The sequence below is a fragment of the Pseudomonas sp. A39 genome (genome assembly GCF_058145955.1).
On record NZ_JBYVMD010000001.1, the window covers coordinates 262460 to 273910 of the forward strand.

General features: G+C 52.7%; 14 protein-coding genes and 1 pseudogene. 6 read left to right on the plus strand and 9 right to left on the minus strand.

The genetic code is table 11. The features are described 5' to 3' along the window. Nucleotides 1–131: 131 nt before the first annotated feature. Nucleotides 132–536, plus strand: coding sequence for a hypothetical protein (locus AC3ZU9_RS01260; RefSeq protein WP_490090185.1), 405 nt, complete (start codon nucleotides 132–134; stop codon nucleotides 534–536). A 103-nt stretch (nucleotides 537–639) separates the two neighbouring features. On the opposite strand, the gene AC3ZU9_RS01265 is transcribed toward AC3ZU9_RS01260, so the two are convergent. Continuing rightward, a complete protein-coding gene (locus AC3ZU9_RS01265) occupies nucleotides 640–939 on the minus strand; it encodes a hypothetical protein (protein ID WP_056789366.1) in 300 nt (99 codons plus the stop codon). Nucleotides 940–1491: 552 nt separating this feature from the next. Here AC3ZU9_RS01265 and AC3ZU9_RS01270 point away from each other — a divergent pair. After that, on the plus strand, nucleotides 1492–1806 hold the full coding sequence (locus AC3ZU9_RS01270; RefSeq protein WP_017530066.1) for a hypothetical protein: 315 nt from the start codon (nucleotides 1492–1494) through the stop codon (nucleotides 1804–1806). Between the two features lie 200 nt (nucleotides 1807–2006). Here the strand turns inward: AC3ZU9_RS01270 and AC3ZU9_RS01275 are convergent, their stop codons facing one another. Further along, the gene (locus AC3ZU9_RS01275) at nucleotides 2007–2921 is read right to left on the minus strand and encodes a LysR family transcriptional regulator (RefSeq protein ID WP_490090186.1); all 915 of its coding nucleotides are present in this window, start codon (nucleotides 2919–2921) and stop codon (nucleotides 2007–2009) included. 164 nt (nucleotides 2922–3085) lie between these two features. Between AC3ZU9_RS01275 and AC3ZU9_RS01280 the strand changes: the two genes are divergently transcribed. Further along, nucleotides 3086–4096, plus strand: a complete 1011-nt coding sequence (locus tag AC3ZU9_RS01280) for a zinc-dependent alcohol dehydrogenase family protein (protein ID WP_490090187.1) — start codon at nucleotides 3086–3088, stop codon at nucleotides 4094–4096. 128 nt (nucleotides 4097–4224) lie between these two features. Here the strand turns inward: AC3ZU9_RS01280 and AC3ZU9_RS01285 are convergent, their stop codons facing one another. From AC3ZU9_RS01285 to AC3ZU9_RS01295, 3 genes and pseudogenes are all read right to left on the minus strand, one after another. Then, complete coding sequence (locus tag AC3ZU9_RS01285; protein ID WP_489096685.1) at nucleotides 4225–4506, minus strand: hypothetical protein; 282 nt, start codon at nucleotides 4504–4506, stop codon at nucleotides 4225–4227. Between the two features lie 157 nt (nucleotides 4507–4663). Next, nucleotides 4664–5168 (minus strand): annotated as a pseudogene (locus AC3ZU9_RS01290) (hypothetical protein). Between the two features lie 266 nt (nucleotides 5169–5434). Then, nucleotides 5435–5785 carry a DUF7079 family protein gene (locus AC3ZU9_RS01295; protein ID WP_490090188.1) on the minus strand — a complete coding sequence of 117 codons (351 nt, stop codon included), beginning with the start codon at nucleotides 5783–5785 and terminating at the stop codon, nucleotides 5435–5437. 591 nt (nucleotides 5786–6376) lie between these two features. Between AC3ZU9_RS01295 and AC3ZU9_RS01300 the strand changes: the two genes are divergently transcribed. Further along, nucleotides 6377–7225, plus strand: coding sequence for a PD-(D/E)XK nuclease domain-containing protein (locus AC3ZU9_RS01300; protein ID WP_489096682.1), 849 nt, complete (start codon nucleotides 6377–6379; stop codon nucleotides 7223–7225). A gap of 216 nt (nucleotides 7226–7441) precedes the next feature. On the opposite strand, the gene AC3ZU9_RS01305 is transcribed toward AC3ZU9_RS01300, so the two are convergent. Then, nucleotides 7442–7762, minus strand: a complete 321-nt coding sequence (locus AC3ZU9_RS01305; protein ID WP_490090189.1) for a hypothetical protein — start codon at nucleotides 7760–7762, stop codon at nucleotides 7442–7444. 252 nt (nucleotides 7763–8014) lie between these two features. Then, nucleotides 8015–8449 carry a hypothetical protein gene (locus tag AC3ZU9_RS01310; protein ID WP_490090190.1) on the minus strand — a complete coding sequence of 145 codons (435 nt, stop codon included), beginning with the start codon at nucleotides 8447–8449 and terminating at the stop codon, nucleotides 8015–8017. A gap of 198 nt (nucleotides 8450–8647) precedes the next feature. Between AC3ZU9_RS01310 and AC3ZU9_RS01315 the strand changes: the two genes are divergently transcribed. Continuing rightward, on the plus strand, nucleotides 8648–9142 hold the full coding sequence (locus AC3ZU9_RS01315; protein WP_083357654.1) for a hypothetical protein: 495 nt from the start codon (nucleotides 8648–8650) through the stop codon (nucleotides 9140–9142). Nucleotides 9143–9312: 170 nt separating this feature from the next. Further along, a complete protein-coding gene (locus AC3ZU9_RS01320; RefSeq protein ID WP_490090191.1) occupies nucleotides 9313–9648 on the plus strand; it encodes a hypothetical protein in 336 nt (111 codons plus the stop codon). A gap of 96 nt (nucleotides 9649–9744) precedes the next feature. On the opposite strand, the gene AC3ZU9_RS01325 is transcribed toward AC3ZU9_RS01320, so the two are convergent. Further along, entirely contained in the window at nucleotides 9745–10404 is a 660-nt protein-coding gene (locus tag AC3ZU9_RS01325) for a hypothetical protein (protein ID WP_490090192.1), read from the minus strand. Between the two features lie 256 nt (nucleotides 10405–10660). After that, entirely contained in the window at nucleotides 10661–11371 is a 711-nt protein-coding gene (locus tag AC3ZU9_RS01330; RefSeq protein ID WP_490090193.1) for an SOS response-associated peptidase family protein, read from the minus strand. Nucleotides 11372–11451: the final 80 nt, after the last annotated feature.

Genomic DNA, 11451 nt, shown 5'->3' on the forward strand with positions numbered 1-11451 from the left:
TACCAAAACAATGCAGCCCTTCTGTGATCAGACAATCATCCGACTGTAAGCAACCGTTGCTCTCTGTCGGCCACGAGACGCTGGTAGCACACCGAGTACCTCCCTATCTGCCAAAAGTGAGTCACCCCCTCATGAACGAAGGTTGGCAAAACGACGACTATTTCATCATCTTCACGGAGGATGAGAGCTTAGCTGCCATGAAGGCCTACGGATTTGATCATCATCTTCCGGGGTACACGCTATTAGGTCTAAGAGGATGGGACGACTTTATCGTCATCAACTCTTCCGGAGTAATGTTTACCATTCCGACGCTGCCACTCGATGCGTCCTATGCCGCGCCGTTTGCCCTTCCCCAGCAGATTTCCCTTGAGCCGGACGAGCGTTTCGCTGGCAAGATCAAGTGGTATACGAAGCCCTTAGTCTTTGGGGGCGACCCGGCGGACAAAACAAATTTCGCATGGATCACTCACGAGCAACATGCTGAACTTGTCATCTGGTTGAACGAACAGTACAGGAGCGCCAAAGCACAGAGCTAGTGCAATTTGCCCATAAAGCGGAAATCGCAACACATGCTCAAATGGCGTACTGAGGCACTCACGACTAGCCGAGACCCTATTTTTTTACCAGAGCTGCTGGGTGCTATCGATGAGTGTCCGTCTCCTCAGCCGGATAAAACTCGCCTTCCTTCCCCATCTTTTCCAGCCGTTCGCGCACCATCAACTCAACGTTGGCCACAGCAGCGTGATCGCCAGGGTTGACCACCTTCACGCAAAGACGTCTGACATTCTGATCGTGGGTGCCCTCGCTCATCATCTCGTGGGTGAAGACCTGTTCGCCACGCCATAGGCATAGCTGGGTATGAGTCCCGCCGAGCCATATCTCGTTGATTGATCTCAGGTCAGTGGTCGCCAGTTGATCGACGGTGATTGTCTTATCCATTGCACTGTACCTTACCCGTGAGTAGACACAGGTAGACTTACAGGCATAGCGGGTCGTTCCAAGCGTCTGCAGCTCAACCGCGCCAATGGTGGAAAGTACGCCCCGGATCAACGTCGGACAATTGAAGGCGCAAGTACGAACAGACAAGGGGAATCCCATGACTGACCCGCCTGGTTTTACATGCAGATGGCCGCGCTTGGATAAACCTTAACCCACCCTCCCCTGTTCAATACTGCCAGCTTAATAATCAGCACAGCACGGAAGAAAAGCACTGGCTTCAGACGCATTCCGGCACAGTTCACGACGGCGTGCTGCCTATGGAACGACTGACAGCTATCGGCCAAAAGCGGTCAGTCGTCCCTACGAAATTTTGGACGATTCAGCGTGCTACCTGAGGGCAGTAGCTTGTTAAAGGAGTTGGGTAACATCTTCATCGGTGTCACGACTATGCACAGCTGTTATGAAAGTGATACACGAGCCTGTGCAAGATTATTAGCCGGAAGGCGAGCCCGCGCTGATGCCCGTCAGCACCAGAAAATAAGGAGATTGATCATGTGGCTCAAAAATGTGGCATTTGCGCTGTTGATTTGCCCCCTCGTCACCGCATGTTTCAGCGAGCCTTTTCAGCCCCCTACGGCTGATGCTGACTTATGGGAGAAGCCGGGAGCGAGCAGGAATGATGTCTTGGCGTCCATGCTAGCTTGCGGTGAGAAAAATGGCTCCGGCATCGATCCTAATGCCAGCTTCCAAGAGATGGCCCAGCGATTTGTATGTATGAAGCGTGCGGGCTATACCCGGCGTGACGGTTTCGACATCTGTGCATTGCACCCGAAGGAGCCGTTGAAGGCCTGTGAGTCGGCGCAATGAAGCCATAAAGGCGTCGCACGGTATTGAGGGAGTCGGCATTGAACTCTTTAGGGTGAATTGGCCCAAGTATTTATAGGTACATGCGACTGACTGCTTCCGACCCATAGCTGCCGCTCGTGAAGGCAGCAATCGGCCAGGGGCGGACGTTCATGAGTGACCATTCCTACCCGGTAGCCACCGTATACGAGACTCAATGATCGCTATGCTTCCATCCAGTCAGAATGAAGCTGCGGAAAACGCATTTGCAGCCACTCAATGAAAGCTTGAACCTGGGGGGCCAGATGAGTCCGGCTCGGGTATAGCAACGATACAGGGCGAGGGGCTGGCCGATAGGGCTTTAAAATTTCCACCAAACCGCGACTGGCTAAATGCTCGGCCACGGTAATCCCGGGGGCCTGGATTATTCCGAAACCCGAAACACCACACTGCACGTACGCATTTGACTCGGTGACGGTGATGCCGGCGTTAGTCACAAATGATTGATCCTCACCATTCACCGAAAAATGCCAAGGTAATGTTCTGTTGCTCTGACCGGATAGGAAGTTGACGCCTCGATGGGAGGCCAGATCGTCGAGTGTCTCGGGTTCGCCGTGCTCGTGCAGATACTCGGGCGCGGCACACGTCACCATGGTCGCCATCGCGATAGGACGAGCGATCAAGGTTGAATCCGGTAGATCGCCGATACGCAACGCACAGTCGATACCTTCGCCAATCAGGTCGACGGCCCGGTCAGTCACGCCCAGAACCATGTTGATACCTGGGTAGGAGGTGGTGAATTCTTTTAGGCTTTTGATGAATTCCATTTGCGCGAAAGCGGTCGGAATATCGACGCGAAGTCGGCCCGTGAGTGTTGCTCCAGATCGGTCGAACATCGAAGTCGCAGCAGAAATATCAGCCAAGATCTCCTGTACCCGCTCATAGAATCTCTCGCCCTCGGCGGTAAGGGCCACCTTTCTCGTGGTGCGCTGAAACAGGCGCACGCCCAATGACGTCTCCAGCTCCTGGATGTACCGAGTCACCTGAGGGCGGCCGATGTCCAGCGATTCGGCGGCTTTAGTAAAGCTGCCGAGTTCGGCAAGCCTGGCGAAAAGTCGCATCGATTGAAGCAGTTCCATGACGCGTTCCTATCAAAACCGATTGAATCGAGAGATTGTTATCTAAGAATAGAACAATCATGTCTTTTCATACGCATTTATTGCGCACGGTCAAAAGCGAAAAATACACCCAAGGCGGAACCGACTCTGGTTCGAGGCCATTGGCGTGTATTTGGAGATTCGCAATGAAAGCTTGGTTATTGAAAGATTTCGGACTCGACAATCTGCAATTGGGAGAGGTAGCGACCCCTCAGCCCAAGGCTGGCGAGTTGCTGGTAAAGGTCGGTGCTGTCTCGCTCAACTTTCGCGACAAGGCTATCGTCGACGGCATTTACGAACCGCACATGGTGCCCAAACCGTTGATCCCCGTGAGCGATGCCGCCGGCACGGTGGTAGCGATTGGTGAAAACGTCACGCGCTTTAAAGTCGGTGATCGCGTCAACTCCCATCTCTACTCACGCTGGCTGGATGGCGAGCCAGGGCCGAACGAACCCGATTACTGCTTCGGCTCGCCGTTGCCCGGCGGTTTGGCCGAATACATGATCATCCATGAAGACAGCGCCGTCGGCGCACCCGACAACATGAGCGACGAAGAGGCGGCAACACTTCCTATTGCTGCGCTCACGGCTTGGTATTCGCTGGTGGATTTTGGACAAATCCAGCCGGGCCAGACCGTATTGGTTCAAGGCACTGGAGGCGTGTCGATATTCGCCGTGCAGATCGCTACTGCGCTTGGCGCGAAGGTAATTGCAACATCGAGCAGCGACCAGAATTTGCAAACCGTGAAGGATCTGGGGGCCGTGGCGGGCATCAACTACAGAACGACACCGAACTGGGCGGAGGAAGTGCTGAAGCTGACCCAAGGCAAGGGCGTGGATCTGCTCCTCGATGTGGCCGGAGGCAGCGGCATCAATCAATCGGTCGCGGCGACCAAGGCATCGGGGCGTATTGCGCAGATCGGTTTTCTCACAGGGCAGACCGTTGAACTCAATCTGATGCCACTTATCTTTCGCCAGACGACCATCCGCGGTATCGCTGTAGCGCCGCGCTCATCGTTCGACCGGATGAATGCGTTCCTCAACGAATACAAGATTCGTCCCGTGATCAACCAGGTATATCCGTTCGAGAAAGCACGAGAAGCTTACGAGCATCTCGCGAGGGGAGCATTTGGAAAAGTAGTGATCAAAGTTGCTTAGCAGCGATAAGGCGCCAATTTGGCGCCTTTTTTTCTCGCCTGTTCCAGCAGATTCGCTACTAGAGTCTGAGCCGCAAGAATGGGATTCAAATGTCTGCTATTGGCCGATAGCTGCCCTTCGGCGGTAACCTAGAGGTAACCAGGCAGCCATGGTTCCTGCTCGATTGCTGCAAGGTCTCCATCGACCAATAGACGCCACAATTCCAAGATCTTTGTCTCTGGAACGCCCTTCATGTTGCGAGGCTCGCCGGACTCTAGGTTTTCAAAAGTGACGGTTCGTGACAGGTTCACCGAAATGCACCAGTCAGCCTCGTCGGTCACCGAAACAACACCGTGTTCCTCATCTTCCGGGCGAGTTTTCAGTTCGGCGAGAAGCTCAGGGAACGTGTGTATGCCAGGGTTGGAGCTCATGGCGCCGTATCTGTGTATGACGTGATAGCTCAAGTTTACCTCACGTTATTAGTGGTCTGACCGCCTTAGTCTGGGCCAAACAATGAACACTACGACAGCCTGTCGCTAACTGCCCGCCCCTCTCTGGTGGAGTGCATCGAGCTATCAACGAGCGAGTTCAAAGAGTGCGTTTGTTTTCATGGGCATCTCGTAGTGCAAGCCACGCCAAGTAGAAGACACCCGCGCGTCCGCAGAACAAGCCAACGGTAAACCCTGATGCGGAACCAGCAAGGACGAGCATTTCCAGAGTGGCCGAGAATTCTGGATGTACGGCAGCTTGATAACCGATGAAGTATTTCACGGCAAAAAAGAGAAGCGAGATACCAAGAACTTTCCATGTCCCAGGCACGATCAGGTGCTTGCCCTCCTCGTCTAAAGTCAGTCCGCGTCGAGGAAATAGTGCAAATGCGACTAAGCCACCTAGTGAACCAACTGCCCACGGTCAACTCAACGCGGTCAGCATACCTGAGAGAAAGGAGTGACCAGATCACCAAAATAACCGGTGTGATGATCAGCGACCGCTGACTTTCAGCATTGGTTTTCCTGGCACTCAACCCGTAGTAGCAGACCAAGAGAAATGCGCCGTAAACCCAGAGTGGCGTGCCTTCCAGAGCATCGAGCATTGCTCAGCTTCCTTGCCAAAGTTTGTAGCCGGATGCTGGCACAGCCTCGTAAATGTTGCCACTTATTTGAAACAAAACGCGCGCCCTAAAGAGGCTGCGTCGGAATGTCGGCGGGTTGAATCGCGCCTAGTTTTATAGACACATCTGAGCGACTGCTCTTGGCCGATAGCTGCCCGTCACGAGCGGCAGTAATCGGCCAGAAGCGGCCATCAATCAAGGCCCACATCTAGCCGGTAGCCACCAGGGGCATTGGATGAAGTCGAGTTTCAGTCATATGCCGGCGAAAGCCGGGTTGCCACTTGGCCCCAGCATCTTCTGATTTCTTTAATAAGGCTGCTGTCACCCAATTTGCTTGTAGAGACCTCACATACCGACAGATGCTCTAATAGCCATTCATCTGTCCATCCCACCCATTCACCTGCAACGGATTTGAGGTTTTCCTCAAGTGCCGGGAAAACTTCACCCCACAGGATGCTGTGAATTTCTTGGGGCGAATAGCCTGTTTCCAAGACTACGCGAGCGACATAGTCAAAAGTCGAGTCGGTGATCTCAGTATCGAGAAAAAACTCTGAAAGTGCCTGCCAGATCTTCAGGCGGTTTGCGTCGACAGTTTCCATGCAATATCCCGAAGCTTGGATGGCGCCCAGCGGCCAGAAGGTATAGTAGCCGAAAGCGTTCAGACAGATATTCGCCGCCAGGACGGGCCGCTTTCGATCCATAGCTGCCTTTGGCCGAGGTCGGCTAACGGCCAAAAGCGGTCGTTCAATCGGGAACGCTCGCGCTCAGCAGCAGACTTACCTGTAAGCTATTCAGGAGACTCTCGGTTGCTCCTTCCAGATCCAATACATCGTTGGTGATTTGGAATGAGATGGCTGGTCAGTTCGAATGCGAACAGTGTCAAATAGAGTACAACTTCGCAGAATTTAAAGTGGCTCTGTTATGCGTCGATAAAAAGTCAACACACAGTCTGAGTGCATGATGCGCACCTTGCATAACTGAACATTGGGGAAGTCACGTTGCTGAATTGGATACATACAGCTTTTGCGAGAAGCAGCGAACATAGCACGCTAGGCGAATTGATGATGTCGGTTCGACGGTGGCGAATACTTGCCAAAGTTTCGTCCGCCATGCTGCCTATGATGCCTATCCTCCTATATCTTTTGTGGGTTGCGCCAATCTTCGAGGATTCGGAAGTCACGAACTCTGCAGTGCTTGAGGTGATCAATAGTGAGCCGTACAAGCAAGCTGCCTCTGAGGCATACGCTTTGCTCGCCCTATACAACCAAGGGACGGTTGGCCTAGACGCACTGCATGGTGTACAGGGGGTACAACAGGTTCGCGGCGTGACAGTCGCATTCAACTTGGAATTGGTCGCGCGGGACGAGCCCAGAGAGGGAGGAGGCACTAAATACAAACTTGCTGGACACTACAGAGTATCGCTCTCCACTAACTATTTTATCGTGTTTTTGGGCATCGAAGTAGCACTGCTCGGGTTGGTTGTTTTACTTTTCCTATTGGGCCCGCCCAAAGCACAGCGCCGGTTTGAAGAGCAGATTTTGCAGGCGCACTTTTGTCTAGATCAGCCAGCGACATCTGAGCGTGCCGACCAGTCCGTCGAACGCCTGCTGGAGCGCTTTCATCGTTTCGCTAAAGATCTGGAACACGGCCCACGCGGTCGAAACGGTATCCAGGTCAAGGATGAATACGATTTACAGTTTCTGGTGAATGCACTGCTGAGGATGCAATTCGATAATGTGAAGCCAGAGGAGCCTGCCCCAAGCCTGGCAGCTGGCGGTACGCGTCTAGACTTTCTCCTACCTGACCATGGGCTCGTTGTTGAACTGAAAATGACACGCGCTGGCATGACAGTAAGATCGCTGGCGGACGACCTTATATTAGATATCGCACGCTATCGTGCCCACCCGGATTGCCAGGCAATTCTCTTCTTCGTCTATGACCCTTGCGGCTTGATTAAAAACCCTGTGGCACTGAAAAAAGAACTATCGAGAGTTGCAGGCGAGATTCCGGTAAGCCTAGTCATTTCACCTGATCAGTGACAAGTGATGAACACAGCTATAACAGCTTTTTTCGGTGTTGTGGGGGCGCTCATCCGTGAGTGCCAGCTTCTGGCCGACTGTCGCAGAACGTGAAGGGCTGCTATGGGTCGGTAGTAGCCTGTAATGAAGCGCTGCCACCGACCCTCAGCGGACACCCGAACGATACTCAATATAAAGCGTGACACCGGCTCTAGACCGCCAGCCCTCTGGATAACTTCACAGAGGGTAGTCTGCCAGATAAGCCTGCAGATCCACTTCCGCAATCCCTGGGGCTCCGGCGCCAAGCCAAAACTCAAAGTCAGAAGGATATGACGCCAAAATTTTGCCTTTCCATTTCTGAGGAGATTTTTCGTGCCCAAATATAGATACAAATCGCAGGTGATAAACGACCAGAATCCAATTGCGCCTCAGCTCTAGCGCATTTGGTACGCCCTCCGACGCATCAGTCAGGTAGGGGGACTCACCTTCGACGAATGCCAGTAGATCTTTAGCCCGACCGGCTTTCATCATCGCTTTGATCAACTTGATTTTTTCCACCGTTTCAACCGTTCCAGAGATTGGTATGTTGAGTTTTTTTGATTGAAACCTGTCGATTATCCCTTATAGCAGATCACATCCATGAACGATTCCTTGTCCGCTCCGGATGGGAACGACAATCCGCTATTGACCGTTTTCTGCCTGAGGTGATCGGCTGAAACGGCCAGAACCGGTCGACATGCGCTGGCTTTTTTGCCGCATTCTGGCTCTGGTGTAAGCCAGATTAGCGTAGCTATTGCCCTTACCTTTCACCTATCGAAGGCAAGAAATCTGGTCATTGCTATCTAAGTAATACATCCCTTCTAGGAAACCAACCATCGGCGTGAGCCCGAGTAACGGTTCAGACTTAAATGTGATGGGGAAAGAAATCCGTTTCGCTTCATCTGAGGCTTCATCCCAGGAGGGTTTAACAATTCCTCCCCAGAACGAGACAGCTGTGCCGTCATTGAGGAACAGCGTGGGTTGTCGATGGCCAATATGTTCAACCAGACTCCAGTGCACGTACCCCAGATAGCGAGTGCCATCGGCATCGCAAAATTCGGCTCGCACGATCATCGCCAAGCCTACTTCCTCAACACAAGGTCGGACTGTGCATTCATCCTCAACGGACTCGTCCATCGGAAAGCACCATACCCCAACATCGTGCAGATCGCTCGCTGTCAGTTCCCAAATCTGCTTGTCGCGCACCTCACGCCTCCTTGTAGTTTGATTCAGATCCTGCACAGTACAAGGTGCCAGCTTTGTCCTTCAACGAGCTAAGGAGGTCAGGGCTGTTGATCTGGTTTAGGCGTTCGGCTTGAAGCAGGCGCTACGACGATAGGCTTAATACCACTGGAGTATCATCATTCTCTATGACCCAGCCGCACCGCACTAAAGGACTTCGCCATGCACCAAGTTATCAGCGCCGCTTACTACCGACCTGGATTCGCCAGGAGCGCTTGCGCATGGTTAATGATTGACGGCATTGGCATTGAGCAATGGCTGTCCACTCATCTCGAATGGTCAGACGTCGCAAGCCTTGGTCTTTCTCTAATCTGGCTTATCGACGAAGACGAAGACGCTCTTGCGAACCGTCGCATCATTCCGGCGGAGGATGGAAGCTCCACAATCGTGCCGTTGCTGGTCTGTAGCGATGACATGAATTTCGACTGTATCGTCTTGGTCGCTGAGCAGGTAATCGAGGCTGACACCGTACACTGGCGGCGCTTCGGTCGAAGTATTTCGGACAAACTGGAAGTTGGAATCTCGACAAAATGGATCGCCGAGAGCAAGCCGGTAAGCTTCGCATTGGAGGCCTTCCAAAACGCATTGGAGCAGTTCACTCAGTTGTCGAAGACGAAGCCAGACAACCATTGCGATGACCCCTTAAGCCCTCAATAGCCTAGCTTACGTTGCATCATTTTTATCGCTATCAGGCCCGCTACCACGTTGAAATGTTGCGAGCACGTAGCCCGAATTCACAGTGGGTATACATGCTTCCAGAGGACACGCTGGAGCAGCCATCCTAGTAGAATTCGTCGAGCTGATTACCGCCCCCTTTGAGATGTTCTATGAGCTCTGAATTAACTGAAGAAGAAATGCGTCGTGCCCTATTCGGTACGCCTCAGCCCGAAGACCAGGTGTCTGCGCCTCAAGTACAGGAGCCTGAGCCAGAAGTGGTACCTACAAAGCCAGCAGAAGCTCCCCAAGTGAAGAAGAAAGTGGCGAAAGCATTTACGCCAAGGCTGAGGGTCACGTTACGTGTTGGAAACGAATTTGAAGGGAAAATGATCGAGTTGATTCACGAGGCTGATACGTTGAGCTCGTTGCTTGCTGAGCAGGAGGCTGTGAAGGCTGCGAGGAAGAAGTACAAGTACGTGGAAGTGGTATCGGTCAAATCGATGTAGAAACGTAGCTGGGCTCATGAGGTAGAACGTCGTGCGCTTAGGAAGATCTCTTATTTCTCACGAGCAAGCCCCTCTTCACTCCGCTCTCTATCTGAATCAGCTCGGCGGCGTTGTCGACGAACAGCCCGTCACTTGTGGGTAGGTCTGGCAAACCAGCATAATTTTATTTTTGGGCTCAAAGCCGTGATCAATCATGCAGCGCTGCACTTCTGCAGTGCGACCGATGCTTGCGACGTCCAGATTCGACCCAAGTGGCTTCGCATAGCCGCATGCATACATCACCGGCAAGGCTTCACTATCATTGGCTACCTGGACTGAGAAATGGAGTGATGCTCCCGCTTTACGCCATGAGACCTGCATACGTTCATCCCGACCAGAATTAGGCTTGATTGGGTGAAATGCTTCATCCTCTACAAACGGCAACGCTTCGAGCTGCGACAAACTGAGCGGACGACCCTGCCTTTCTTCGACGCAGGCTGGCATATTCTTCATTATTTCACAGTATTCAAAGCCGTCTTTACGGGTAAAACCGAGGCGCTGCATACACTGAAAGTGAATTATCTGTTCGTTTATTGGGAAATGGTTTTGTGGCCCTGCCACAGGGTCGCCGCATTCTGCCATTGCAGCTCTTACACCATCTACAGAGGTCGAAGTGCGTTGCCATCGGGTGAATTCCGGTGATGGGGGGCAACCGGTGAGTAAAAGTACCGACGAGATCAGGACTGGGATGGTAATGATCTGAGATTTGCTGAACATAATTTGTCCTTAATTTATGTCAGGCCACCCTAATGGTGTCCAACTCTTCGGGGCGAATAATCCCACCACATGACCCCTACAGTACCAGCCGGTATCTGGGCAGTCTCAGGTATGCCGGGTGTCAAAACTGGTGGTTGATCTAAGCGATGTCCGTTCTTGATGAAAGCTGACAAGAACTACTCATGGACAGGCAGGACAACGCTCCAGTTGCCGTCCATCAACATCTACAGCCAACGGGATGTACGACTCAGGTTGATCATTCATCGACATCTGACGCCCCTGAGAGCGGCTTAACCAATTCTGGGCCCTGATTACGAACGCTACCCACAGCCTTGCTCACCTTATACCAATGAAAATCGGTGGCAGGCCGGCAGTGTTTCATCGCGATTTCCCGCGCACGTTCAGGGGAAGTATCTGAGGCGATCCATTCGCGGGCGTGCTCAGGAGCCAAAACCAGCGGTTTCCGATCATGGATATCTACCATCCCTTGATCGCTGGCGGCGGTGATGATGACGAAGCCGTCGCGAGGGTCTGGCTCCAGGCCGTGGTGAACCTCTGCTAAACCAGCGAAGAACATCGGAGCCTGCTCTTTCAGGGTTATGAAGTAAGGCTGCTTTTTCTTTGCATCAGCCGGATCTTTGACCCACTCAAACCACCCGTTCGCCGGTGCAAGGACGCGACCGTTTGGCCAGAGCTGATTGAAAAACTTCCCTGTTACGAGTGTTTCAACCCTGGCGTTTATCGGATCAGGACGCTTTCCTTTCGCCCAAAATGGCGACCATCCCCACTTCACCTTATCAATGCTCAGCTTTTCGTCTAAGGAGCGAATAATTTCCACGCGGGTCGAGGGTGCGACGTTGTATCGCTCTACTGGCCAAAGATCGTAGCCGTTGATCACCAACTGCTCTGGCGCGAGCGCCTTCAGGTAGTAATCCATCGATTCGTAGATCGAGTAGCGTCCGCACATGCTGTCACCCGTCGAATAGTGATGCTTATGAGATTGACCGCAAGCGATGCAAATCGTTAACTGTATATACGTACAGTCTA

Coding starts and splice junctions, on each gene's coding strand:
- AC3ZU9_RS01280 (WP_490090187.1), top strand. CDS start 3,086: ATGAAAGCTTGGTTATTGAAAGATTTCGGACTCGACAATCTGCAATTG.
- AC3ZU9_RS01265 (WP_056789366.1), bottom strand. CDS start 939: ATGGATAAGACAATCACCGTCGATCAACTGGCGACCACTGACCTGAGA.
- AC3ZU9_RS01315 (WP_083357654.1), top strand. CDS start 8,648: ATGCACCAAGTTATCAGCGCCGCTTACTACCGACCTGGATTCGCCAGG.
- AC3ZU9_RS01325 (WP_490090192.1), bottom strand. CDS start 10,404: ATGTTCAGCAAATCTCAGATCATTACCATCCCAGTCCTGATCTCGTCG.
- AC3ZU9_RS01320 (WP_490090191.1), top strand. CDS start 9,313: ATGAGCTCTGAATTAACTGAAGAAGAAATGCGTCGTGCCCTATTCGGT.
- AC3ZU9_RS01330 (WP_490090193.1), bottom strand. CDS start 11,371: ATGTGCGGACGCTACTCGATCTACGAATCGATGGATTACTACCTGAAG.
- AC3ZU9_RS01295 (WP_490090188.1), bottom strand. CDS start 5,785: ATGGAAACTGTCGACGCAAACCGCCTGAAGATCTGGCAGGCACTTTCA.
- AC3ZU9_RS01275 (WP_490090186.1), bottom strand. CDS start 2,921: ATGGAACTGCTTCAATCGATGCGACTTTTCGCCAGGCTTGCCGAACTC.
- AC3ZU9_RS01285 (WP_489096685.1), bottom strand. CDS start 4,506: ATGAGCTCCAACCCTGGCATACACACGTTCCCTGAGCTTCTCGCCGAA.
- AC3ZU9_RS01270 (WP_017530066.1), top strand. CDS start 1,492: ATGTGGCTCAAAAATGTGGCATTTGCGCTGTTGATTTGCCCCCTCGTC.
- AC3ZU9_RS01260 (WP_490090185.1), top strand. CDS start 132: ATGAACGAAGGTTGGCAAAACGACGACTATTTCATCATCTTCACGGAG.